Source organism: Arthrobacter nitrophenolicus (assembly GCF_000332815.1).
Taxonomy (GTDB): Bacteria; Actinomycetota; Actinomycetes; order Actinomycetales; family Micrococcaceae; genus Arthrobacter; species Arthrobacter nitrophenolicus.
Genome location: NZ_AOFD01000005.1, coordinates 71425 through 95367, shown reverse-complemented (window position 1 = coordinate 95367; position 23943 = coordinate 71425). Strand labels below are relative to the sequence as shown.

General features: G+C 66.5%; 17 protein-coding genes and 6 pseudogenes. 17 read left to right on the top strand and 6 right to left on the bottom strand.

Annotated elements, in window-relative coordinates; all coding sequences use genetic code 11:
* Positions 1 to 13 precede the first annotated feature (13 nt).
* The 3 genes and pseudogenes from G205_RS02950 to G205_RS02940 form a co-directional block, all read right to left on the bottom strand.
* On the bottom strand, positions 14 to 1189 hold the full coding sequence (locus G205_RS02950) for an AMP-binding protein (RefSeq protein ID WP_009356661.1): 1176 nt from the start codon (positions 1187 to 1189) through the stop codon (positions 14 to 16).
* Between the two features lie 14 nt (positions 1190 to 1203).
* Positions 1204 to 2156, bottom strand: a pseudogene (locus G205_RS02945) (1,4-dihydroxy-2-naphthoyl-CoA synthase).
* Positions 2157 to 2258: 102 nt separating this feature from the next.
* Positions 2259 to 3023 carry a CPBP family intramembrane glutamic endopeptidase gene (locus G205_RS02940; protein WP_009356658.1) on the bottom strand — a complete coding sequence of 255 codons (765 nt, stop codon included), beginning with the start codon at positions 3021 to 3023 and terminating at the stop codon, positions 2259 to 2261.
* A gap of 71 nt (positions 3024 to 3094) precedes the next feature.
* On the opposite strand from G205_RS02940, the pseudogene G205_RS02935 reads away from it, so the two are divergent.
* From G205_RS02935 to G205_RS02900, 8 genes and pseudogenes are all read left to right on the top strand, one after another.
* Positions 3095 to 4067: pseudogene (locus tag G205_RS02935) on the top strand (metal ABC transporter substrate-binding protein).
* Positions 4064 to 4840, top strand: coding sequence for a metal ABC transporter ATP-binding protein (locus tag G205_RS02930; RefSeq protein WP_009356657.1), 777 nt, complete (start codon positions 4064 to 4066; stop codon positions 4838 to 4840). Before G205_RS02935 ends, G205_RS02930 begins: the two are co-directional and overlap by 4 nt.
* Positions 4840 to 5706, top strand: a complete 867-nt coding sequence (locus G205_RS02925; protein WP_009356656.1) for a metal ABC transporter permease — start codon at positions 4840 to 4842, stop codon at positions 5704 to 5706. Before G205_RS02930 ends, G205_RS02925 begins: the two co-directional genes overlap by 1 nt.
* Positions 5707 to 5999: 293 nt before the next feature.
* A complete protein-coding gene (locus G205_RS02920) occupies positions 6000 to 6305 on the top strand; it encodes a hypothetical protein (protein WP_009356655.1) in 306 nt (101 codons plus the stop codon).
* Positions 6306 to 6426: 121 nt separating this feature from the next.
* A pseudogene (gene nirB, locus G205_RS02915) lies at positions 6427 to 8861 on the top strand (nitrite reductase large subunit NirB).
* Positions 8858 to 9187 (top strand): Rieske (2Fe-2S) protein, encoded by a 330-nt coding sequence (locus G205_RS02910; protein WP_009356654.1) that lies wholly within the window; start codon positions 8858 to 8860, stop codon positions 9185 to 9187. The pseudogene nirB and the gene G205_RS02910 overlap by 4 nt, the downstream one beginning before the upstream one ends.
* A 173-nt stretch (positions 9188 to 9360) precedes the next feature.
* Positions 9361 to 10821: an amino acid permease gene (locus tag G205_RS02905; RefSeq protein ID WP_009356653.1), complete on the top strand. Its 1461-nt coding sequence runs from the start codon at positions 9361 to 9363 to the stop codon at positions 10819 to 10821.
* A gap of 123 nt (positions 10822 to 10944) precedes the next feature.
* Positions 10945 to 12014: pseudogene (locus G205_RS02900) on the top strand (DNA polymerase IV).
* Positions 12015 to 12120: 106 nt separating this feature from the next.
* Here G205_RS02900 and G205_RS02895 read toward each other — a convergent pair.
* Entirely contained in the window at positions 12121 to 12297 is a 177-nt protein-coding gene (locus G205_RS02895; RefSeq protein WP_009356651.1) for a CsbD family protein, read from the bottom strand.
* A 131-nt stretch (positions 12298 to 12428) separates the two neighbouring features.
* Here G205_RS02895 and G205_RS02890 point away from each other — a divergent pair, with 131 nt between their 5' ends.
* From G205_RS02890 to G205_RS02870, 5 genes and pseudogenes are all read left to right on the top strand, one after another.
* Complete coding sequence (locus G205_RS02890; protein WP_009356650.1) at positions 12429 to 12887, top strand: SRPBCC family protein; 459 nt, start codon at positions 12429 to 12431, stop codon at positions 12885 to 12887.
* Entirely contained in the window at positions 12887 to 13573 is a 687-nt protein-coding gene (locus G205_RS02885; protein WP_009356649.1) for a pentapeptide repeat-containing protein, read from the top strand. The genes G205_RS02890 and G205_RS02885 overlap by 1 nt, the downstream gene beginning before the upstream one ends.
* Before the next feature lie 184 nt (positions 13574 to 13757).
* Positions 13758 to 14984, top strand: coding sequence for a thiolase family protein (locus G205_RS02880; RefSeq protein WP_035751888.1), 1227 nt, complete (start codon positions 13758 to 13760; stop codon positions 14982 to 14984).
* Entirely contained in the window at positions 14984 to 15811 is an 828-nt protein-coding gene (locus G205_RS02875) for an enoyl-CoA hydratase/isomerase family protein (RefSeq protein ID WP_009356647.1), read from the top strand. Before G205_RS02880 ends, G205_RS02875 begins: the two co-directional genes overlap by 1 nt.
* A pseudogene (locus G205_RS02870) lies at positions 15808 to 16679 on the top strand (3-hydroxyacyl-CoA dehydrogenase family protein). Before G205_RS02875 ends, G205_RS02870 begins: the two are co-directional and overlap by 4 nt.
* A gap of 21 nt (positions 16680 to 16700) precedes the next feature.
* Here G205_RS02870 and G205_RS02865 read toward each other — a convergent pair.
* On the bottom strand, positions 16701 to 16934 hold the full coding sequence (locus tag G205_RS02865; protein ID WP_009356646.1) for a DUF6480 family protein: 234 nt from the start codon (positions 16932 to 16934) through the stop codon (positions 16701 to 16703).
* Positions 16935 to 17008: 74 nt separating this feature from the next.
* Here G205_RS02865 and G205_RS02860 point away from each other — a divergent pair, with 74 nt between their 5' ends.
* From G205_RS02860 to G205_RS22410, 4 genes and pseudogenes are all read left to right on the top strand, one after another.
* Positions 17009 to 17617, top strand: coding sequence for a GNAT family N-acetyltransferase (locus tag G205_RS02860; protein ID WP_009356645.1), 609 nt, complete (start codon positions 17009 to 17011; stop codon positions 17615 to 17617).
* A 141-nt stretch (positions 17618 to 17758) separates the two neighbouring features.
* A complete protein-coding gene (locus G205_RS02855; RefSeq protein ID WP_009356644.1) occupies positions 17759 to 19177 on the top strand; it encodes an MFS transporter in 1419 nt (472 codons plus the stop codon).
* Between the two features lies 1 nt (position 19178).
* The gene (locus tag G205_RS20895) at positions 19179 to 21803 is read left to right on the top strand and encodes a sulfatase-like hydrolase/transferase (RefSeq protein ID WP_009356643.1); all 2625 of its coding nucleotides are present in this window, start codon (positions 19179 to 19181) and stop codon (positions 21801 to 21803) included.
* Positions 21804 to 21875: 72 nt separating this feature from the next.
* A pseudogene (locus G205_RS22410) lies at positions 21876 to 22908 on the top strand (formylglycine-generating enzyme family protein).
* A gap of 55 nt (positions 22909 to 22963) precedes the next feature.
* Here G205_RS22410 and G205_RS02840 read toward each other — a convergent pair.
* A complete protein-coding gene (locus tag G205_RS02840; protein WP_009356642.1) occupies positions 22964 to 23869 on the bottom strand; it encodes an SGNH/GDSL hydrolase family protein in 906 nt (301 codons plus the stop codon).
* Positions 23870 to 23943 lie beyond the last annotated feature (74 nt).

Below are 23943 nucleotides of genomic sequence, written 5' to 3'. Positions count from 1 at the left end.
GTGCAGGTCCACTCTACTTTCCCTGGTGCAGGGCGCTGAGTTCGGCGGTCATGGCCAGCCGGTCGGGCTTGCCGTTGGGCAGCATCCTCAGGGCGGAGGCGGCCAGGACCGTTTTGGGCGCCAGCACCCCCAGCCTGCGGTGCCATTCCTGTTCAAGCACGACGGCGTGTTCCCCCGGTGCGGCGGAGCCGGCGGCGCCCGGGGCGGCAGCGTCGCCCGCCAGCGCAACATACGCGGCCACGGCCTGGCCCCACTCTGCGGAAGGGACGCCGGCCACGAACGCGGCCGTCACGCCGTCGGACTTTTCCAGTTCCTCCTGCACGTGCAGCGCGGACACTTTCACGCCGCCGGTGATGATCACGTCGTCCATCCTGCCCAGCACGGTGAGCCGGCCGTCGTCGTCGATGCTGCCGAGGTCATTGGTGCGGTACCAGCGCACGCCGTCCTCCTCGAAGAACGTGCCGGACTCCTGGTCCGGGGCCTCGAGGTAGCCGGCGGCGATGGTGTCGCCGCCCAGCAGGATCCGGCCGTCCCCGTCCACCCGGACCGAGACGCCTTCCAGGGGATAGCCGTTGTAGATGCAGCCGCCGGAGGATTCCGCGGAGCCGTAGGTGGTGACAACGCGCACGCCGGCGTCCCGGGCAGCGTCCAGCAGCGAGTCGGGCGCCGGGGCCCCGCCCAGGAGGACGGCGTTGAACCGGCGGAGCACCGCGAGGGTTTCGGCTGACGGGTCGTCAAGGAGCCGCTGCAGCTGGGTGGGGACCAGTGAGGTGAAGCGGATTTTGTCCGTCAGTTCCTGTGCCGCGGCGGTGAAAGCCTCCGGCGTGAACCCGCCGGACATGTCCATGACCCACGGGCGGGTGCCGGCGAACAGCGACCGTACAAGGACCTGGATGCCTGCCACGTACTGCACCGGGAGGGCCAGCAGCCACTGCCCTTCACCCTTCAGTGCCAGTGCCGTGGCCATGGAGGATGCGGCAAGGGATTCCACGGTGAGGACCGTGGCCTTGGGCGTTCCGGTGGATCCGGAGGTGCGGACCACGGCCACGGCATCGTCGCAGCCGGGCGTTTCGATGTGGCCCACCACCAGGGAGCCGTCCCCGGCGAGGGAAAGTTCGACGGCGGGGCCCTCGCCATGGAGGGCGGCCGCGAGGGCCTTCAGGGCCGGCTCAATGTTGAGCGCGTTCATGTGCCGCTCCTGCCTTAGAAGTAGTGCGGGAAGGAGGACCAGTCGGGGTCGCGTTTTTGCAGGAAGGCTTCCTTGCCCTCCACCGCCTCGTCCGTCATGTAGCCAGCCGGGTGGCTTCACCGGCGAAGACCTGCTGGCCGGCCAGGCCGTCGTCGGCAAGGTTGAAGGCGAACTTCAGCATCCGGATGGCTTGCGGCGACTGGCGGGCGATGTCCGCGGCGTACTCCAGTGCCACCTCCTCGAGGCGTTCGTGGTCCACAGCTTCGTTCACGGCGCCCATCCGGACCATGTCCTCAGCGGAATATTCGCGGGCGAGGAAGAAGATCTCCCGGGCGGCCTTCTGCCCGATCTGGCGGGCCAGCAGCGCCGAGCCGTAGCCGGCGTCGAAGCTTCCCACGGTGGCGTCGGTCTGCTTGAACTTGCCGTGCTGGCGCGACGCGATGGTGAGGTCAGCCACCACGTGCAGCGAGTGCCCGCCGCCGGCAGCCCAGCCGTTGACGACGGCGATGACCACCTTGGGCATGGTCCGCATCAGCCGCTGGACTTCCAGGATGTGGAGCCGGCCGGCCCTGGCGGGGTCGATGGTTTCCTGGGTCTCGCCGTCGGCGTATCTATAACCGTCCCGGCCCCTGATCCGCTGGTCCCCGCCGGAGCAGAACGAGTGGCCGCCGTCCTTGGGGGAGGGGCCGTTGCCGGTGAGCAGCACGGTGGCCACGTCCGGGGTCATCCGTGCGTGGTCCATGGCCCGGTAGAGCTCATCGACGGTGCCGGGCCGGAACGCGTTGCGGACCTCGGGCCGGTTGAAAGCGATCCGGACCGTGGGCAGGTCACGCACCCAGCCGCCGTCGGAATCCCGCTCCACCTGGCGGTGGTAGGTCATGTCCTGGAAGTCCTCAAAACCGGACACCACGCGCCAGCGGGTGGGATCGAAGACGTCGGACACCGGGGAGGGGATCTGGTTGCTCACCGTCCAAGTCTAGTAATCAGGCTTGGCCGATGCAGAACCCGGTTGCCCGCCGGGTCCGCAATGGGGTGCCAGGAGCGCGGTCCTGGCGGCCCGTACCGGCGCTTAGGCCGGAACGCCCTGCTGGAGCTGTTCGTACAGTTCCGGCGGGATGGCGTAGATGAAGACGACGGCCAGCAGGTTCTTGGCGGCGTGGACGAAGTAGGAGAACATCAGGTTCTTCCCGGTCCAGACGTAGACGAACACCAGGGTGGCGCCCATCGCCAGGTAGGGCAGCAGCGCCGTCAGGGTGATGGCCTCCTGCCCCACGATGTGCAGCGCGGCGAACAGGACTACGGACAGCGCACAGCAGATCCAGATGTTGACGCGCCTGCTGAGCTTGCCGATCAGCAGGTGGCGGAAGATGTACTCCTCCACGAACGGTCCGGCCACCACGATGACCGGCACCATGAGCCAGGCCGGCACCTGCTGCATGAGCTCCTGCAGCCCTGCCTGGTTCGCCGAGGTCTGCACGTCGCCGCCGGCCGCCACCACGATGGCCGTCAGGATCATCATGGCGATCACCGCTGCCGGGATCATCAGCAGCGTGAACCAGGGCCGGGTGCCGAGCACCAGCAGGTCCCGGGCCACCACCTTCCGGGCAGCGAGCAGCGCGAGGATCCCTACAGAACCGTAAAACAGCAGGTTCACCGCGTATGACGCCGCAGCCGGGCTGGGGGCCACCTGCCGCAGGAAGGGCGCCAGGAGTTCACCGGCCACGGCAAAGAACCCCGCGATGGCCACGTACATGGCCAGCGTGGTGAAGTCCAGCGGAGTGAACCGGTAGAGCTGGGGCTGCGGGGCGGGTGGTGTGCGGTGGGCGGTAGCCATGGTTTCAGCCTAGTCCGGGGAAGGGGAGGCTGCGTTGCCCGCCGAAACCTGCTTCGCGTAAAATATTCGGTATGCCTAAATCTACGTTTCGGTGCGCCAAAGTAGCCGCCCGGACCAGCGCCCCGCAGCGGACCCGCCTCCGCGCCGCGGCGCTTGCCGCCGTCGTGCTTTCCCTCCTGCTCACCGCCTGCGGAGGCGGCGCCGCCGGCAACGGCGACGACGGCAAGAAGGTGGTCCTGACCACCTTCACCGTGCTGGCCGACGTCGCCCGGAACGTTGCGGGGGACAAGCTCACCGTGGAATCCATCACCAAGGCGGGCGCCGAGATCCACGCTACGAGCCGACGCCGGGGGACATCCGGAAAGCGTCCAAAGCCGACCTCATCCTGGACAACGGGCTGAACCTGGAAGCGTGGTTCGCCCAGTTCGTGGAGGGATTGGACGTACCGCACGCCGTGGTCAGCGAGGGCGTGGAACCGATGAACATCAGCGAGGACGCCTACCAAGCAAGCCGAACCCGCATGCGTGGATGTCGCCGTTGAACGTCCAGGTCTACGTGGACAACATGGTGAAGGCCTTCTCGGAGCTGGACCCGGACAACGCCGAGGCCTTCAAAGCCAACGGTGATGCCTACAAGGCCGAACTCCAGGCCGTGCAGGACCAGATGACCACCCGCCTGGCCGGAGTGCCGGAAGCGCAGCGCGCCCTGGTCACCTGCGAGGGTGCATTCTCCTACCTGGCCCGCGATGCCGGGCTGAAGGAGCTCTATATCTGGGCCGTCAACGCCGAGCAGCAGGCAACTCCGCAGCAGATCACCCGGGCCATCGAGTACGTCAAGGCCAACAACGTTCCCGCGGTGTTCTGCGAATCCACCGTCTCGGACGCCCCCATGCAGCAGGTGGTCGGTGCCACCGGCGCGAAGTTCGGCGGCACCCTCTACGTGGACTCGCTCTCCGAAGCGGACGGTCCCGTGCCCACTTACCTGGACCTCATCAGGCACGACGCCGACGTCATCACCAAGGCCCTCACCGGAGCCGGGTCATGAGCACGCCCGCCATCCTCGTTGACAACGTCACCGTCCACTACGGCGAAGTCCTGGCGCTCGATGCCGCCTCCCTCACCCTGGATCCCGCCCGGATCTGCGGCCTGGTGGGCATGAACGGCTCCGGCAAGTCCACACTGTTCAAGGCGATCATGGGCATGATCAAGCCCGACGCCGGCACGGTCCGGATCAACGGGCAGTCACCCGGGCGGGCCCGCCGGGAAGGCGGGATCGGGTACGTGCCGCAAAGCGAGGACGTGGACTGGCAATTCCCGCTGTCCGTCCGCGACGTGGTGATGATGGGACGGTACGGGCACCAGGGCTTCACCCGCCGCGCGTCCAAAGCCGACCGCGCCGCCGTCGACGAGGCATTGGACCGGGTGGAACTGGGCGAGTACGCCGGGCGCCAGATCGGCCAGCTGTCCGGCGGCCAGAAGAAACGGGCGTTCGTGGCCCGCGGGATAGCGCAGGGGGCCACCACCATGCTCCTGGACGAACCCTTCGCCGGCGTGGACAAGCGCTCCGAGGCCACCATCACCCGGCTCCTTCGCGAGCTCGCCTCTGACGGCTGCACCATCCTGATCTCCACCCACGACCTGCACGCCCTGCCCCAGCTGTGCGACGAGGCCGTGCTGCTGATGCACCGGGTGCTCATGCACGGTCCGCCGGAGCAGGTGCTGCAGCCGGAAAACCTGGCAATGGCTTTCGGCCTGGACGTCCTGAACCGCGACCTGCCGGACCAGGACGTGCATGCACGGAAGGAACGGACCGCCTGATGGAACTCCTCCTCGAACCCCTGTCCTACGACTTCATGGTCCGGGCCATCATCACCACCGCGCTCGCCGCCGTCGTCTGCGCCGTGCTCAGCTGCTGGCTGGTCCTGATCGGCTGGTCCCTCATGGGCGACGCCGTCTCGCACGCGGTGCTTCCCGGCGTCGTGCTCGCCTACATCGTGGGTGCGCCGTTTGCACTGGGTGCGCTGGTGTTCGCGCTGGTGGCGGTCACCCTGATCGGGGTGGTCCGCAACACCAGCCGGGTGAAGGAAGACGCCGCAATCGGCATTGTTTTCTCCTCGCTGTTCGCGCTGGGCCTGGTGCTGATCTCCGTCACCCCCAGCCAGACCGACCTCAACCACATCATCTTCGGCAACCTCCTCGGCGTCAGCATCCCGGACCTCATCCAGGTGCTGGTGCTCGGCGTGGTGGCCTTCGCCATCCTCATCCTCAAGCGCCGCGACCTCACCCTGTACGCCTTCGACCCCACCCACGCGCATGCCATCGGGCTCTCGCCCCGCCGGCTCGGCGCGCTGCTGCTCGGCCTGCTCGCCCTGACGTCAGTGGTGGCGCTGCAGACCGTGGGCGTGGTGCTGGTGGTGGCCATGCTCATCATCCCCGGAGCCACGGCCTACCTGCTGACGGACCGGTTCTCCCGGATGCTGGTCATCGCGCCCACCATCTCGGCGCTCTGCTCCGTGGCGGGCATCTACATCAGCTACTACCTGGACACCGCATCCGGGGCCATGGTGGTGCTGACCCAGGGCGTGGTGTTCGGCGCCGTCTACCTCTTCAGCCCGCGGCAGGGCCTGATCGGGACCCGGCTGGCCAAGGCCCGGCGCCGGAAAGCGGCTGCACTGGCGGTGTGATTCCCGCGTCCTGCGGTGCTTGCCCGCCGCCTATCCGCCGTTGCCCTCGCCGTTTCGACGGTTCCCTGCCCCCTCGACGTTTCCCGCCATCGAGTGTGCAGGGAACCGTCAATGGGGCTTACGACGGCGGCACGCGGCCCGGTGCTGTCGTACCACTTGGCGGTCCTGAGGCGGGCACCCCGGGTACGGTGAGGTTGGCGTAAAGGGATCTTTACGGCGGAACCGGCGAGCTGAAACATCGGCGGCGCAGGATGGGCAGTGCCAGTTGTTGTGCTGCCGAAAGGATCCCGCCCGTGCTGACCCAGAATCTCTTCCTGCAGGGCATCTACTCCTTCCAGGGCGCCGGAATGGAAAAGCCCGTGCCCATCCACAGCGAGCTCCTGCACTACGTCCCGGATGGCGTGGTCAACCAGACGCTGTACTTCCGCGGCGGCAATTCCAGTCCGGAACTGATCGCAGTGGTGCTCATGCGCAACGGCGTCCCCATGCGCTACTTCCCCATCGGCGCGAAGAGTGATGTCCACGTTCCCTGCGGGTGGTGGAGGACATCGAAGGCGGCACGGCCATCGAACTGCACGTGGCCGCGCCGGAGGGTGTGACCGGAACCGTGGTGGTGGACCTGGGCATGGTGGAGCACTGATGGCCACGGTCCTGGTCAACCCCCGGACCCTGCGGTCCGCCCGGAAGCAGCGCCGGCAGCTGGTGGTCATCGGCAACGGGATGGCAGGGGCCCGGGCCGTGGAGGAGATCCTGGCGCGCGGCGGCGCTGACATGTTCACCATCACCATGTTCGGGGACGAGCCCTACGGGAACTACAACCGCATCATGCTCAGCCACGTCCTGTCCGGGGACGAGACCGACGCCGGGATCCTCCTGAACCCCCTGTCCTGGTACCAGGAGAACGGCATCACGCTGCACGCCGGGGTCCGGGTGGACAGGATTGACCGCTTCGCCAAGAACGTGCACTCCAGCGACGGCAGGGTGACCCCGTACGACACGCTGGTAATCGCCACCGGGAGCCGTTCGCACCTGCCGCCGATGGACGGGTTGTACACACCCGCCGGGTCCCTCAAACAGGGCATTTTCGGGTTCCGCACCATCGATGACACACGGAACATGCTGGCCCACGCGCGGGCCGGCCATACCCGGCATGCCGTGGTGATCGGCGGGGGGCTGCTGGGGCTTGAGGCGGCGTCCGGGCTCCGCCGCCACGGGGTGTCCGTGGACGTGGTCCATTCCGGCGGGCACCTCATGAGCGCCCAGATGGGGCCCGACGGCGGGGCGGTGCTCCGCCGCAGCGTGGAGGCCTTGGGCATCGGCGTGCTTACCGGCTGCCGGACCACCGCCGTGCTGGGAACCGACAGGGTCACCGGGGTCCGGCTGCGCGACAGGCCCGACCTTGAGTGCGACATGGTGGTGATGGCGGCCGGAATCCGCCCCAACGTGGACCTGGCGGTGCTCAGCGGCCTGCCGGTGGAGCGGGCCATCGTGGTGGACGATTCCCTAAGGGTCCAGGACGAGGACGACATCTACGCCGTGGGGGAATGCGTCCAGCACCGCGGCGAGGTGTACGGCCTGGTGGCCCCGCTCTGGGAGCAGGCGGTGGTGCTGGCCAACCACGTGACGGGCACCGATACGTCGTCGGCGTACCTGGGGACCCGGACGGCCACCAAGCTGAAGGTGGCAGGGGTGGAGGTGGCCTCGATGGGCCTGCACGGGCCGGAACTGGACACGGACGAACACATCGTCTTCTCCGAGCCCAGCCGCGGGGTGTTCAAGTCGATTGTGGTCCGGGACAACAAGATGGTGGGTGCCACGCTCCTGGGCGACAGCCGCAAGGTCGCCTACCTCGCGCAGGCGTACGGCAGCGGGCTGCCGCTGCCGGAGGAGCGGCTGGGCCTGATGTTCGACCTTGGAACGCCGGGCGGGGAGACCGGGGTGGAGGAGCTCGACGGCGGCGCCCAGGTCTGCAACTGCAACGGCGTCAGCAAGGACGCTCTGGTGCAGGCCGTGAAGGGCGGCTGCACCACGGTGGCGGGAGCATGGAAGCCACGCGCGCCGGCAAGGGCTGCGGCTCCTGCAAGCTGCTGGTGGGCCAGGTGGTGGAATGGGCTGCCGGGGGAGCCGTGGAGGAGGACCCCGCCGCTAACTACTACGTTCCCGGCATCCCGCTGGACAAGGCCGCGCTCATGGCTGAAATCCGAAGGCTGGGGCTGCGGTCCGTCTCCCAGGTGTTCCAGGCCCTGGCGCCGGGCGGCCAGGAGGACGCGAAGTCCAAGATGGGCCTGGCCTCGCTGCTGAAGATGATGTGGGCCGCCGAGTACCTCGATGAACGTGATGCCCGGTTCATCAACGACCGGGTCCATGCCAACATCCAGCGCGACGGAACCTTCTCCGTAGTGCCGCAGATGAAGGGCGGCGTGACCAGCGTCGAGCAGCTGCGGCGCATCGCCGACGTTGCGGAGAAACACAACGTGCCGCTCATCAAGCTCACGGGCGGGCAGCGGATCGACCTGCTGGGCATCCGCAAGGAGGACCTTCCGCAGGTATGGACGGACCTGGACATGCCGTCCGGCTACGCCTACGGCAAGAGCTTCCGCACCGTCAAAACCTGCGTGGGCCAAGACTTCTGCCGCTACGGCACCGGGGATTCCACGGCCCTGGGCATCAGGATAGAGTCCCGCTTTCAGGGGCTGGAGTCGCCGGCGAAGCTGAAGCTGGCTGTCTCCGGCTGCCCCCGAAACTGCGCGGAATCCTTGGTGAAAGACGTGGGCGTGGTGGCCGTCGAGGGCGGCCGCTGGGAGATCTACGTCGGCGGAGCTGCGGGCGCCCACATCCGCAAGGGCGACCTGCTGGCCACGGTGGACAGCCAGGACGAGGTCATGGTCCTGGCCGGCCGGTTCATGCAGTACTACCGCGAGCATGCCAACTGGCTGGAGCGGACGTACTCGTTCGTGCCGCGGGTCGGCATCGAGCACCTGCGGGCCGTGGTCGTCGAGGACTCGGAGGGGATCGCCAGCAGGCTGGACGAGGCCATGCAGTCTTCCGTGGACGGCTACGCGGACCCGTGGCGGGAACGAGACGACCCCCAGACGCCGGGCCAGTTCCGGACCTCGCTGCCGCTGACGGTCCTGCCGCAGGTGCCGGTCCGATGAGCGGCACGCAGGCGCGCAGCCACAACCTCGGCCCGGTGGACCAGATCCCGGTCGGGGAAGGGCGGGCCTTCGGCGTCGACGGGATGCAGGTGGCGGTCTTCCGCCTGCGGGACGGTTCCGTGCGCGCGGTTTCGGCCGTCTGCCCGCACCGGGGAGGACCCATCGCGGACGGCACCATCGACCGGCAGGTGGTGATGTGCCCCCTGCACCAGCACGCCTTCGACCTCGCCACCGGCTGCTCCACCACGGGGATGGACCCGCTGCAGAGCTACCGGGTCAGCCTGGACGGGCAGCAGAATCTGGTCCTGGAGACGGACCCGGTGTAGCCCACGTCACGTAGCACCCCCTGGCATCTTGTAGGATGGACAAGCCGCGCGAAGCTTCGGCTTTACGAGGATTTGGCTCATAAAAAGTTGCTGCAGGAGCAGAACGCCGAATTTGTGAGCTGGATTACTTCGTATTCCGGATGCGGCCAACCCCCAACCCACAAGGAACAGTTGTGCCTCAAAGTACCCCCACAGATCTCCAGAACCGCACGGCACCATCCACCGCCGTCGATCCCTCCCTCAGCGCCGAGGGCTACAGCAAGACGCTGGGCAGGCGCCACGTCACCATGATCGCCATGGGCGGCGCCATCGGCGTCGGCCTCTTCATGGGCGCCGGCGGCCGCCTCGCCTCCACCGGCCCGGCCCTGATCTTCTCCTACGCCATTGCCGGCGTCATCGCCTACCTGCTGATGCGGGCCCTGGGCGAGCTCATTATGTACCGCCAGACCTCAGGCTCGTTCGTCAGCTACGCCGGTGAGATGTTCGGCAGGAAGGGCGCGTTCCTGTCCGGCTGGATGTACTTCATCAACTGGGGCATGACCGGCATCGCCGAACTCATCGCCATCGGCCTCTACTTCCAGTTCTTCTTCCCCAACGTCCCGGTGGAGGCCTCCGCCATTGCCGCGCTGGCGCTCCTGGTGGCAGTGAACCTGCTCAGCGTCAAAGCGTTCGGCGAATTCGAATTCTGGGCCTCCTGCCTCAAGGTAGGCGCCATCCTCATCTTCCTGGTGGTGGGCACCTTCATGGTGGTCACCAACGCCCAGGTGGGCGACGGCAACGCCTCCGTGGCCAACCTCTTCGCTGCCGAAGGCGGCATGTTCCCCAAGGGCGCCCTGGTGATGGTCCTGGTCCTGAACGCCGTGATCTTCGCCTACAACGGCATCGAGCTGGTCGGCATTACCGCGGGCGAGATGCAGAACCCGGAACGCGAAGTGCCCAAGGCGATCCGCGCCGTCGTGCTCCGCATTGTGGTGTTCTACGTCGGTTCCGTGACCCTGCTGGCCATGCTGCTTCCCTCGGACCAGTACAAAGCCGGCACCTCCCCGTTCGTGACGGTCTTCGGCCAGATGGGCCTGGGCTGGGTGGGTGACGTGATGAACATGATCGTCATCACCGCGGCCCTGTCCTCCTGCAACTCCGGCCTGTACTCGATCGGCCGCGTCTTCCGCACCATGGCCAACAACGGGCATGCGCCGCAGTGGCTCACCCGGATGTCCAAGCGGCACGTCCCGTACGCAGCCATCCTGGCCATCGCGGCGTTCTACCTGGTGGGCATCCTGCTGAACATCTGGCTGGGCGGCTCGCACGCGTTCGACCTTGCGCTGAATACCGCCTCGATCGGCGTGATCTTCACCTGGGGTGCCATTTTCGCCAGCCAGATCGTGCTCCGCCACCGCAAGGGCATCACCTCCAGCCTGCCGATGCCCGGATCGCCGTGGACCAGCTGGGCCGGCCTTCTTGGCCTGCTGGCCATCACCGTGCTGATCGGCTTCGACACCATGACCAGCAAGACCGGCGAGGTGTTCTACCTGGGCCTGTGGACCCTGGCCACCATCCCGTTCTTCGCGGTGCTTCTCTGGCTCGGCTGGCAGAAGGTCAAGAACAACGAGCCCAAGAACGCGCTCTACAGCTAGACGTTCCTAAGCAACGCACGACGGCGGGACGCCCCTGGGGAGGGCGGGCCCGCCGTCGGCGTTTTCCGGCCGGGCTGCGGGAAATGGTGGTGCCGAACGCCGGGCGGGGGCAGACTGTGGCGTGTGGGAGAACCTTGGGTGCTGCACGTTGACCTCGACCAGTTCATCGCCGCCGTCGAAGTGCTCCGCCGGCCGGAGCTGGCGGGCAAGCCGCTCATCGTGGGCGGCCGCGGCGATCCCACTGAACGGGCGGTGGTGTCCACGGCGTCCTACGAGGCCAGGGCGTACGGCGTCGGATCCGGAATGCCCCTGCGCATTGCCGCCCGGAAAGTCCCCGACGCCGTGATCCTGCCCGTGGACCAGGACGGCTACCTTGAAGCGTCCGGGAAAGTCATGGCGGTGCTGCGCGCACAGCCGGACGCTACTGTCCAGGTGCTGGCTGGGACGAAGCGTTTGTGGGTGTGCGCACCGGGGACCCGGACAGCTATGCCCGGCAGCTGCAGCAGGCGGTCCTGGCGGAGACCCGGCTGCACTGCAGCGTGGGCATCGGTGACACGCTGGTCCGCGCCAAGGTGGCCACGACCTTCGGCAAGCCCGCCGGGATCTTCCGCCTCACCGAGGACAACTGGCTCGAGGTCATGGGCAGCCGGCCCACCATCGACCTATGGGGTGTGGGCACCAAGGTCTCGCGCCGTCTGGCCAAGCTCGGGATCGAAACGGTCGCCCAACTGGCCGCATCAAACCCCGATGATCTGGTCCCCGAGTTCGGCCCGAAGATGGGCCCCTGGTACGCGCAGCTGGGCCGCGGCGACGGCGCCCGCGAAGTCGACGATACGCCCTGGGTGGCGCGCGGGCACAGCCGGGAAACCACCTTCCAGCAGGACCTCACCGGGCCCGGGCAGGTTGACGCCGCCATCCGTGAACTGGCCGGGCATGTCCTCGAGGACGTGGCGGCCGAGGGCCGGCCGGTGGTCGGGCTGACGCTCAAGGTCCGCTATGCCCCGTTCATCACCAAGACGTATGCCCGGAAGATCCCGGAGACCTCCGATCCCGCGGAAGTGCTCGCCCGGGCGCTGGACCTGGTGGCCAAGATCGAACCGGACCGCCCCATCCGGCTGCTCGGGCTGCGGGCCGAGATGACCATGCCCGGGGACTCCCGGCAGGGGCACACCCCCACCCGCAGCGGCTGGTGACAATGCGGTTTCCCGGACAAGCAGAACGGCGGCGGATCCGTAGGGGATCCGCCGCCGTTTCTGGCTGTTGCAGCACGCCGTTCGCTGCGGCTGCGCCAGCAAGGAACTAGTCGCGCTTGAACTCGTCCTTGACGCTTTCGCCAACCTTCTTGGCGTCAGCCTTGACCTGGTCCTTCTGGCCTTCGGCCCTCAGGCGGTCATTGTCAGTTGCGTTGCCCGCAGCTTCCTTGGCCTTGCCGCCCATGTCTTCTGCTGCATTACCGATCTTGTCTCCGAGGCCCATGATGGACTCCTTTCGTTTCGCCGATCAACCTGACCTCCTCACCCTAACACGAAGCATGCTTACTATTTCAAGCCCTGCGTGCACGAGCGGGTGCCTGTTGATTGTCAGTGCCCGGGGCTAGGCTCGGAACCATGGAACAAACCACCACCCTCACCCAGCACATCCAGGCCGCTCCGGAGAAGGTGTGGTCCGTCATCACGGACATCCCCGGCTCGGCGGCAACGCTGTCCGGCGTGGAGGCGGTCCAGCTCCTCACGGACGGTCCGTACGGCGAGGGAACCCGATGGAAGGAAACCCGCAAGATGTTCGGCCGGTCGGAAACCGTGGAGATGTGGGTGGACCAGGTGGACCCGCCGCGCAGCACCACGGTGAAGGCCGTCCAGGGCGGGGCCGACTACAGCACGCGCTTCAACCTTGCCCCGCGGGATGGCGGAACTGACCTCACGGTCACGTTCGGGGCAGAGGTTGCCAAACCCACTGCCGCGAGCCGCATCATGATGGCGCTTTTCGGAAAAATGGGCCTGGCGGCCACGCGCAAGGCCTTCGCCAAGGACCTGGCGGAGATCGCGGCGAAGGCAGAGTCCCTGTAGTGGCGGACGCCCGGCCCGCGGCCCGGAAAAAACCGGGCCAGGCGGTTTCTCCGCCCCGGCTTTCGGGGGTGGTGCTGGCGGACCTGGTCGACGAGGCTGCGCCGGAGTTCGTGCGGGGCGGCAAGTACGACGGCGTCCGGTACAGTCGTGCAGTGGCGGACGGCCTGGACCTGACCGGGGCGGACTTTGCCGAGTGCGAGTTCCAGGGCGCGTCGTTCAACGACGCGCAGCTGCGCGGCGCCGGCTTCCGCGACTGCACCCTGCACGAGCTGTACGCCCCCGTGTTCCGGGCGGCGCGGAGCACCTGGCGCGACGTCGAACTCCACAATCCCCGGCTGGGCTCCGCGGAACTGTACGAAAGCGGCTGGCAGTCGGTCCGCATCGACGGCGGCAAGCTGGACTTCCTCAACCTGCGGGGCGCAAAACTCACGGACGTCCTCATCACCGGCTGCATCATCAACGAGCTGGACCTCGGCTCGGCCACCGCCGCCCGGGTGGCCCTGAAGGACTGCACCATCGGCACCCTCGATGTCACCGGCGCCAGGCTCCAGGACTTCGACCTCCGGGGCACCGACTTCAGGGGCATCAGTGGACTCGGCAGCGTGGCCGGCCTGGTCGTCGACGACTACCAGCTGGCGCTCCTGGCACCGCTTCTCGCCGCGCACCTGGGCATCATTGTCCTCTAGCTCAAGTTTTGTCCACGCATGGCGACCTGCGCGCCGTTGAAGTCGCCAGATGTGGACAAAACTCCGGAGGTACGCAACCGCAGCCCTCCCGTGTACTATTTACAGAACGAACGGTCGGTAAGTGGTGAATTCCGCGATGCCGGATGCCGATGACAGTGCTGTTTATCGCATGAAGGGTGTTTCCATGGCTGCAACCGCAGGTCCGCAGGCTTTCCTTGTTGGCGGGGTCAGAACGCCGGTGGGCAAATACGGCGGCGCGCTCTCGTCCGTCCGCCCCGATGACCTTGCCGCCCTCGTAGTCCGGGAAGCCGTCCACCGGGCGGGCCTGGACCCGGACAGCATTGACGAGGTCATCCTGGGCAACGCAAACGGCGCGGGCGAAGAAAACCGGAACGTGGCCCGGATGGCCACGCTGCTGGCGGGGCTGCCCCTCCATATTCCCGGAATCACAGTCAACAGGCTGTGCGCCTCCGGCCTGAGTGCCATCATCCAGGCCAGCCACATGATCAAGGCCGGTGCCGCGGACATCGTCATCGCCGGCGGCGTGGAATCCATGAGCCGGGCACCGTGGGTGCAGGAGAAGCCCACCGCCGCCTTCGCCAAGCCGGGCCAGATCTTCGACACCTCCATCGGCTGGCGCTTCACGAACCCGCATTTCCAGCACGGTGCCCTGTCCCGCGACGGCAAGATGACGTACTCCATGCCGGAAACCGCGGAAGAGGTGGCCAGGGTGGACAGCATCTCCCGCGAGGACGCCGACGCCTTCGCCGTCCGCTCGCACGAACGGTCCCTCGCCGCCATTGAAGCCGGCCGGTTCAAGGACGAGATTGTCCCCGTCACTGTCAAGACCCGTAAATCCGAGACCGTGGTGGACACCGATGAAGGACCGCGGCGGGGAACCACCATGGATGTCCTCGCCGGGTTGAAGCCGGTGGCACACGGCGGCACGGTGGTCACCGCCGGCAACTCCTCATCCCTCAACGACGGCGCCTCCGCGATCATCGTGGCCTCGGAGGCCGCCATCGAACGGCTGGGACTGACACCCCGGGCACGCATCATCGACGGCGCCTCGGCCGGCTGCGAGCCGGAGATCATGGGCATCGGCCCGGTCCCCGCCACCCAGAAAGTCCTGAAGCGCAGCGGCCTCAGCGTCGGCGACCTTGCCGCCGTCGAACTCAACGAAGCCTTTGCCACCCAGTCCCTTGCCTGCATCCGCCGGCTGGGCCTCGATCCGGACATCGTCAACAACGACGGCGGCGCGATAGCCCTCGGGCACCCGCTCGGTTCCAGCGGGGCCAGGATTGCGATCACCCTGCTGGGCCGGATGGAACGCGAGGATGCGAGGGTTGGCCTCGCCACAATGTGCATCGGCGTGGGCCAGGGCACGGCAATGCTGCTGGAGAAAGTCTGATGCCGGGCGCCGTGGACCTGGCTGCTGAAAAGTTCCACGCCCTCCTGGTGGAGGAACGCAGTGACCGGGTAGTGGTGCTGCTCAACAGGCCCGAGGTGCGGAACGCCATCGACCAGCAGATGGTGGACGAACTGCACACCGTCTGCACCGCGCTGGAACAGAACCCGAAAATCCTGATCATTGCCGGCACGGACGGCGTCTTCGCCTCCGGGGCGGACATCGCACAGCTGCGGGAGCGCCGGCGGGACGACGCCCTGCAGGGCATCAACTCCACCATCTTCGTCCGGATCGCGAAGCTGCCCATGCCGGTGATCGCGGCCCTGGACGGATACTGCCTTGGCGGCGGGGCCGAACTCGCGTACGCAGCCGATTTCCGGATCGGCACGCCTGCGGTGCGGATCGGCAATCCCGAGACCGGCCTGGGGATCCTCGCCGCTGCCGGCGCCAGCTGGCGGCTTAAAGAGCTGGTGGGGGAGCCGGTGGCCAAGCAGATCCTGCTGGCCGGCCGGGTCCTTGGCGCCGAGGAGGCGCTGGCGGTCAACCTCATCACCGGAATCCATGAGCCGGACGGCCTGCTGGACGCTGCCCACCAGCTTGCGGACGGCATCGGGCGGCAGGATCCGCTGGCGGTCCGCATCACCAAGTCCGTGTTCCATGCCCCGGCCGAGGCCCACCCCCTGATCGACCAGCTGGCCCAGGGGATCCTGTTCGAGTCCGAGGCGAAGTTCGAGCGGATGCAGAAGTTCCTGGACAGGAACGCCGCCAGGAAGGCCGGCAGGGAATCCGGCCTGGAAGCGGGCAGCGAAACCGGAAAGAAGGACCAATGACCAACCCCAAACTTGCTCCCGGACTCCCCGCACACGTCGGTGTCCTGGGCGGCGGCCGCATGGGCGCCGGGATCGCGCACGCCTTCCTGGTCAAGGGCGCCGACGTGCTGGTGATCGAGCGCGACGAGCCGTCCGCCGAGGCAGCCCGCGAGCGGATCGAGGCGGCCGCGGCCAAAAGCATTGAACGCGGCGCCACTGACGCCAACCTGGACGAGATGGTGTCCCGGCTGGCTGTGGGCGTGGACTACGACGCCTTCACCGGCCGGCAGCTCGTGGTGGAGGCCGTGCCGGAGGACTGGGACCTGAAGGTCACTGCCCTGCGCGGCATCGAGGAGCGGCTGGCCGACGACGCGTACCTCGCCTCGAACACCTCGTCCCTGTCCGTCAACGGGCTTGCCGGCGAGCTGAAGCGGCCGGAGAACTTCCTGGGCCTGCATTTCTTCAACCGGTCCCGGCGTCCACCCTCATTGAAGTGGTGCTGGGGGAGCGCACGTCACCCGGACTCGCGCAGGCGGCGAAGGGGTGGGTGGAGGCACTCGGCAAAACCGCCGTCGTCGTCAATGACGCCCCTGGCTTCGCATCGTCCCGGCTGGGGGTCGCGATCGCACTGGAGGCGATGCGCATGGTGGAAGAGGGCGTTGCTTCGCCAGAGGACATCGATGCCGCGATGGTCCTTGGCTACAAACACCCCACCGGGCCGCTTCGGACCACCGACATTGTGGGGCTGGATGTCCGGCTGGGGATTGCCGAATACCTGCACTCGACTTTGGGGGAGCGCTTCGCGCCGCCGCAGATCCTCAAGGACAAGGTGGCCCGCGGCGAACTGGGGCGTAAGGCAGGCAAGGGCTTCTTCGACTGGCCCAGCTAGGACCGCGCCTTAAGCGGCCGCCTAGTCGAAGAACCCGACGATGTAGCCGATGAAGTAGAGCAACGACAGCAGGACCACGATCCCGATGATCGCGATCCACAGGAACTGTGTGCTCTTCCTGGTCCCGTGCTCGTCGTGCCCCTGCGGGCCGGCGGTGGAGGCTTCACCGGGCGGGGTTTCTCCCGGGGGCACGCCGCCGCCGGGCTCCAGGCCTGTGATCTTGTCGTCCTCCGGGTCCGGATTTGTTCCTGACACGTCAACTCCCTTGCTCGCCGTCCTGGTGCTGTCCCAGCGTAACCGGCCCCGGTGGCGGGGCCTAGGCTGGTGCAGTGACTTTCCTAGAACCCCTTACCCTGACCGGCCGCCATGTAATCCTGGAGCCGCTGGCCGGGGAGCACCACGACGGCCTGGTTGCTGCGGCAGCCGACGGTGAGCTGTGGAAGCTCTGGTACACCTCGGTGCCGGCGCCGGATGAAATGGCCGCAGAGATTCAGCGCCGCCTGGCGCTGCAGGACGAGGGCTCGATGCTGCCGTTCACCACGCGGCTGATCGACCCCGCCACCGGAGGCCCCGGCCGGATCATCGGGATGACCACCTATATGAATATCGACGCCGGCACGCCCCGGGTGGAGATCGGCTCCACCTGGAACGCGGCGTCAGTCCAGGGCACGGGCACCAACCCGGACTCCAAGCTGCTGCTGCTCCGGCACGCGTTCGAGACCATCGGCTGCCCGGCCGTCGAGTTCCGCACGCACTGGCTCAACCACCAGTCGCGCGAGGCGATCGCCCGGCTGGGGGCCAAGCAGGACGGCGTGCTGCGGAACCACTCCCGCACCCGCGACGGCATCCTGCGGGACACCGTGGTCTTCTCGATCCTTGAGCACGAATGGCCCATGGTCCGCGCCGGGCTGGAGCACAGGCTCGCCCGGCGGGGGTAGCCGCAAAGGTTGATGGGGGGGCAGTCCTTCGATGCCCAGCTGTTGGGTTTGGGCAGGGTGAAATATTCAAACGATTGAAGGGTGGCTTCAATCGTTTGAACTCCTTAAGGTACTTTTATCCCGCACTCAACGAGGAGTCTCATGAGCGAATCAATCGGCACCGCCGCCGCACCCGTTTCATTCCAATCCGTGATGCGCCCCTTCGGGTGGCGCGACAAAATCGGCTACCTTTTCGGCGACCTTGGGAATGACTTCACCTTCCTGCTCGCATCCTCCTACCTGCTCGTGTTCTACACGAACGTGGCAGGACTCCAACCCGCGCACGTCGGCATCCTGTTCCTCGCGGCCAGGCTCATCGATGCTTTCACGGATGTGGGTTGGGGGCGTTTCCTGGACCGGCACCGCCCGTCGCCTGCCGGCCGCTTCCGTGCCTGGATCGGCAGGGCTGCCTTGCCCCTCGTCGTTGTAAGTGCGCTCCTTTATGCACCCTTCATTGCTGACTGGGACTACGGCCTGAAACTTACGTACGCTGCTGTCACCTACCTGCTGTGGGGTTCCGTCTTCTACACGATGGTCAACATTTCCTACGGTTCGCTGGCATCCGTCATGAGTCCGAACCCGGGGGAGCGGGCTTCCCTCTCAGTGTTCCGCGCTTTCGGAGCAAACGTCGCGGGCCTGTTCGTGGCCCTTGTTCCCCCACTTCTGATCTACGCGACCGTTGACGGGGTTTCGCAGGTCCTTCCCGGTTCCTTCTTCATGACAGGTGTGGGGTTCTCCATCGCCGCGCTCGCGTTCTATGCCATTTGCTACACCCAGGTGCGTGAACGCGTGCAGGCAGTACCCGTGCAGGAAAAGCGCAGCTTCCTGAAACTCCTGCGTTCCCTGGCCGGAAACAGGGCGCTGCTGGGGCTCATGGCCGGAAACCTGATCCTCATGCTTGCGTCGCTGCTCACGATGTCCATGGCGGCGTACCTGTGGCTGAACTACTTCAACAACGGTGCGCTTTCCGGTCCTGCCCAACTGGCGAACTACCTGCCAGGCCTTGTGCTGGCGCCGGTCGCGGCGTGGCTCGCCCGCCGTTTCGGCAAGAAGGAAATCATCGTCACGGGCATGCTCTTCTCTGCCGCTGTTTACATGTTCCTGGCCCTTACGCACGTCACCTCGCCATGGGTCTTCATCGTCCTGACAGTGCTTGCCGGTTTCGGTATGGGTACCTACTCGCTGCTCGTTTGGGCGCTAATCGGCGATGTCATCGATCACGAGGAGGTGCGCAGCGGTGAGCGTGACGACGGCACCGTCTATGCGGTCAACACCTGGGCGCGCAAGGTAGGACTGGCCCTGGCCGGTGGCCTCGCGGGCGTGGCACTGACGGCGGTCGGCTTCCAGGCCGGCTCGCCCACTCAGACCGAGGAGACCATCAACGGGATCTACCTCGTATCCACACTCGTGCCCGGCGTCCTCTACGCCGTTGCCGCTCTCCTGCTGCTCTTCATCTACCCGCTCAACCGCAAACGGGTGGCTGCCAACGTGGAAGAGCTGAAAGCACGGCGGGGCCAATAGCATGACTGCCGGAGCCCGACCAACGCTCAAGGACATCGCCCGCCGTGCAGGCGTGTCCGTGTCAACGGTGTCCTACGCCCTGAATGAGCAGAGCACCCTTCCCCTGAGCGGCACCACGAAGGCGAAAATCCGGCAGATCGCCAGGGACATCGGCTACGTTCCCAACGGCCTCGCCCGATCACTGCAGGCCGGCACCAGCCGTACCATCGGCGTGCTCCTGGACAAACCGGTCACCACGCCGCGGTACGCGGCCATTGTGCAGGGGCTCGTCGAGGGACTGACCGAGCAAGGCCTTCACCTTGCCCTCCTTCATAAGGGCCCGGCGTCACAGTGGGTGGCCGCGGTCCGGGGTTACCAACTCGACGGCCTCATCTTCGTGGGCCACGACGACCATGAGGTGCCAGGCGAGCTTGCGGAGCTCGTTGCCAAGCACAGCGTCCCCTTCGTGGCACTCGACTGCGGGGCCTTCGGAGAGGAGCGCCCATACTCGACGGTCGATTTTGACTACCGGGCCGGCGTCGAACTGCTCATGGCGGAACTTGAACGGAGGGGGACGCGCACCGTCTACTACCTTCGCCCGGATCTGGTGTCCCGTGCGGAGAGGATCCGCGAGCAGGCCGTGTTCTCGGCGCTGGGTCAACGCCCCGAGGTCGCACTGCGGGTGGTTTCCACCGGAATCACGGCAGAACACCTCAAACGCCTCGAGGAGAACCCGGACCAGCAGGCTTCGTACGTGCACGAACTCGCCGGCCGGGTGGAGCAGGCCCTCGGGACCGACGGAGCCGACCCCGGGCACACCACCCTTCTGTGCTCCTGGGGCGCGGATGTGGAGGCCGTATACCGGGTGGCGCAGCGCCGGGACCCGCGCTATACGGTGGCGGGACTTGCCGCCGGCACGCTCACCACAGGGCTCTGGCCGAACCTGGTCTACTCGCGGCTTCCTCTTGAAGGCGCCGGCCGGGAATGCGCACGCCTGATCATGGGCGAGACCAGCACGTCCCCCGTCCACGAACACCTTCTCCTGCCACCGGTGATCGACGCCGGGCAGTCCACGAATTCCGAGACATCGCGCCGGCAACAGCAGCCGATGAGAAATAAAAGCAAGGAAGCAGGCACCATGCCACGCACCAACGTCATTTTCATCATGTCCGACGACCATGCCGCCCATGCCATTTCGGCGTATGGCAGCAGGGTCAACAAGACGCCGCACCTCGACCGGATCGCCGAGGGTGGCATGCGGATGGACGCCGTCTTCTGCACGAACTCCATCTGCTCCCCGTCACGGGCTTCGATCCTTACCGGCACCTACTCCCACGTCAACGGCGTGTCGTCCATCTGGACGGAGATGGATTACCGCGTTCCAACGTTCATCGATGTGCTGCGCAACAACGGTTACCGCACGGCATTGTTCGGCAAATGGCACCTCGGTGAGCAGGAAGTCTCGGAGCCGCGCGGCTTCGATGCGTGGAAGGTCTTTCCCGGCCAGGGCGATTATATGGACCCCGAAATGATTGATCCGTCCGGCCGCACCATCGAAAAGGGCTACGCGACCGACATTGTCACCGATCTGTCGCTGGACTGGATCGACGAGCGGGGCGAGGATGAGCCGTTCTGCCTCCTGGTGCACCACAAGGCCCCGCACCGCCCCTGGGTGCCTGACGAGAAACACAAGCACCTCTACGCTGACGGGACGATTCCCGAGCCTGAGACCTTCTTCGACGACTATGAGTCACGGAGCAAGGCCGTACGCGGCGTGCACATGACCATCGCTGACGACATGGGTGCCGACGACATCAAAATGGAGGTGCCGGAGCACCTGCGGGGCGAGGAAAACCGTGAAGAACGGATGCGGTGGAAATACCAGATCTACATGCGCGACTACCTTCAGTGCATCCAGTCAATCGACGACAACGTGGGGCGGATGCTCGACCACCTGGAGGCCAAGGGGCTCGCAGAGAACACGCTGGTGGTCTACACCTCCGACCAGGGATTCTTCCTCGGGGACCACGGCTGGTTCGACAAGCGGCTCATGTTCGACCAATCCCTGCAGATGCCCATGCTCATCCGCTGGCCGGCCCAGATCGAAGCCGGCAGCCGCAGCGAAGCGATCATCACCAACGTGGACTTCGCCGCGACGTTCCTGGATGCCTGCGGCATCGACGCAACGAACGAGCTCCCCACCTCGCAGGGGCGGAGTTTTCTGCCGCTGCTGCGCGGGGAGAGCATCGAGGATTGGCCCGACGCCGCCTACTACCGGTATTGGGAACACGATGATCCCATCCACGCAGCGCCCGCCCACTACGGCATTCGCACCCGGGATTACAAGCTCATCTACTACTACGGCGCCGGCCTTGGAGTGCCCGGGGCGTCGGAACGGCAGTTCGAGCCTGAATGGGAGCTCTACGACCTGCGGAACGACCCCACCGAGGTGCGCAACGTTGCCGACGATCCCGCATATGCCGGGATCAAGAGCGATATGGAGCAGAAGCTCGCTGAGTACCAGAAGCGGTACGCGGACGAACCGTACCGCGGAGAGGACACCCCGCGCCCGGTGTGGGGGCCGTATGATGCAGAACTCTTCGCGCAGGTCGAGGCATACGTCGCCGGTATCCGGGCATCCAGCTGACGCAGCAGAATTACCCGGGCATCACCGGCTGCAGCCGGTGATGCCCGGGAGCGATGTGGGAAAGTGAAAAGGATGAACGAGGAGAACCCAGGTGCCGGGTGTTGCGCGCCGGCAGGCCGCGCAGTGTTCACGGGCATGTCGGACAAACCCCTGCCGGAGCCTGCCCTGGCCGATGCAGGGCAAGGCCGCCACCGGATTGAGCAGGCAATTGTCCCCGCCCTGACATTCGGGATGGGGGACTCGCAAGGGGACGAGAACCGGGGCGACGGCGAAACGCCCGTCCACCAGGTAACCCTGGAGTCATTTTCAATCGACGCGACGAGCGTGACGAACAACGACTTTGCGCGGTTCGTCGAGGCGACCGGCTACCGCACCGAAGCCGAGGCTTGGGGCTTCTCCGCGGTCTTCCATCTTGCTGTGGCGGCACCGGAGGAAGACATTATGGGCTCTCCGCCCGGGACGCCTGGTGGCGGGGCGTGAAGGGTGCGGACTGGCGACATCCGGGGGGACGCCACTCCGGTATCGACGGGCTCGGGGACCACCCGGTGGTCCATGTCAGCTGGAATGACGCGGTGGCGTACTGCCAGTGGGCTGGCCGGGCTCTTCCGACGGAAGCGCAGTGGGAGGCTGCATCGCGTGGCGGGCTCGATGGTGCAAGGTTCCCCTGGGAGATGACCCGCACGGTGACGCGTCTTTCCCGATGCCCACCACCAAGCCGCGGGCCGGCGAATCCTGGCGGATGAACATCTGGCAGGGGCCGTTTCCGGCCGAGAACACCTGCCAGGATGGATTCCTCACCACAGCACCCGTGCGCAGCTTTGAACCGAACGCTTATGGGCTCTGGCAGACCATCGGGAATGTCTGGGAATGGTGTGCCGACTGGTGGAGCCCCGGCTACTACCGCATTTCTCCTGCCATCGACCCGCGCGGACCGGACAGCGGCCAGGTCCGGGTCATGCGGGGAGGCTCGTACCTGTGCCACGACTCCTACTGCAACCGGTACAGGAACTCTGCCCGGTCCTCGAACACGCCGGACTCGTCAATGGGCAACGCGGGGTTCCGCACCGTGGGCAGGACGTCCGGGGCGGCGCACACCGGTGAATGACGTCGATCCCCGCCGGGCAGGGGCATAGGCTCGCCCGGCGGGGATGAGGTCTTGGCTACTGCCGGACCAGTTGACCCAGCTTTACTGAAGCCAGCAAGGCTGACGCGTAGGCGCGGTGCCCTTCGAGGTTGGGATGGAAGCTGCGGGGGTCCAGTTGCGGCCTACCACTTGAATCGAGATACGTTCCGAAGAAGATCCAGGGATCCGTGGAATTAACCTCGTGTCCGGCAAAGCGCTTTGTCACATCAACATAGACGGCGTTCGTGTCGTACTCATCGTTCGCGAGGTCCACGGCGTCTTCGATGGCACCGTTGATAGCCAGGGTTCCGAGGTTGATTAGTTCCTGACTCGTTAGAGGGATGGGGAGGGCAACAGGCGGGTCGGTTGTATCGAAGAGCAGCGGGTAACCGAGGACGATGATCGTCGCATCCGGCGCGGCTGCCTGGATTGCCTGATATGTCTCAGCCAGCGCCAAAGTGAGCGCAAAGAGGCTTTCCTCTGAAGTCGCCGCGTTGACGGCGTTGCGGCAATCCGTTGGGCTGAGTGTTGCGCAGATCCCGATGATTTGTGCAAATCCCAGATCGTTTGCACCTGCGGTGATGCTCACCAGCTCCGCTTCCGCTAGCGCGGCCAAGGTTGCTGGATCGCTGAGCTGGGAGGCTACGCTCGTTGGCCCCCCAGTAAGCTCGGCACCGCTACAAGCGGCGTTAACGAGCAGGTTGACGCGGCCAGTCTTCGCCGTTAGGTCCACGTAGCCGCCCGAAGTCCGGATGCACGTCTCGGTGTCGTCGTAGGGTCCGGCTCCAATGCCGGCGGTATATGAATCGCCGAGCGCAACATAATCGACGTTAGGCGGGGGCGCAGCGTCAGCGGGGATGGCCGTGAAGCCCAGGGCCATGGCCAGGGTGGCAAGGCCGGCCGCAAAAGCTGATTGACGCCGTCGTACTGGTGCAATTCCCATTGCGTTCTCCTTTGAACAGCCTAAGGCACAAGCGTGTAGGTGTACGTTACGCCTGGCGGGGGCAGCCGTCATTA

Coding starts and splice junctions, on each gene's coding strand:
- G205_RS02950 (WP_009356661.1), bottom strand. CDS start 1,189: ATGAACGCGCTCAACATTGAGCCGGCCCTGAAGGCCCTCGCGGCCGCC.
- G205_RS02940 (WP_009356658.1), bottom strand. CDS start 3,023: ATGGCTACCGCCCACCGCACACCACCCGCCCCGCAGCCCCAGCTCTAC.
- G205_RS02930 (WP_009356657.1), top strand. CDS start 4,064: ATGAGCACGCCCGCCATCCTCGTTGACAACGTCACCGTCCACTACGGC.
- G205_RS02925 (WP_009356656.1), top strand. CDS start 4,840: ATGGAACTCCTCCTCGAACCCCTGTCCTACGACTTCATGGTCCGGGCC.
- G205_RS02910 (WP_009356654.1), top strand. CDS start 8,858: ATGAGCGGCACGCAGGCGCGCAGCCACAACCTCGGCCCGGTGGACCAG.
- G205_RS02895 (WP_009356651.1), bottom strand. CDS start 12,297: ATGGGCCTCGGAGACAAGATCGGTAATGCAGCAGAAGACATGGGCGGC.
- G205_RS02890 (WP_009356650.1), top strand. CDS start 12,429: ATGGAACAAACCACCACCCTCACCCAGCACATCCAGGCCGCTCCGGAG.
- G205_RS02880 (WP_035751888.1), top strand. CDS start 13,758: ATGGCTGCAACCGCAGGTCCGCAGGCTTTCCTTGTTGGCGGGGTCAGA.
- G205_RS02875 (WP_009356647.1), top strand. CDS start 14,984: ATGCCGGGCGCCGTGGACCTGGCTGCTGAAAAGTTCCACGCCCTCCTG.
- G205_RS02855 (WP_009356644.1), top strand. CDS start 17,759: ATGAGCGAATCAATCGGCACCGCCGCCGCACCCGTTTCATTCCAATCC.
- G205_RS20895 (WP_009356643.1), top strand. CDS start 19,179: ATGACTGCCGGAGCCCGACCAACGCTCAAGGACATCGCCCGCCGTGCA.
- G205_RS02840 (WP_009356642.1), bottom strand. CDS start 23,869: ATGGGAATTGCACCAGTACGACGGCGTCAATCAGCTTTTGCGGCCGGC.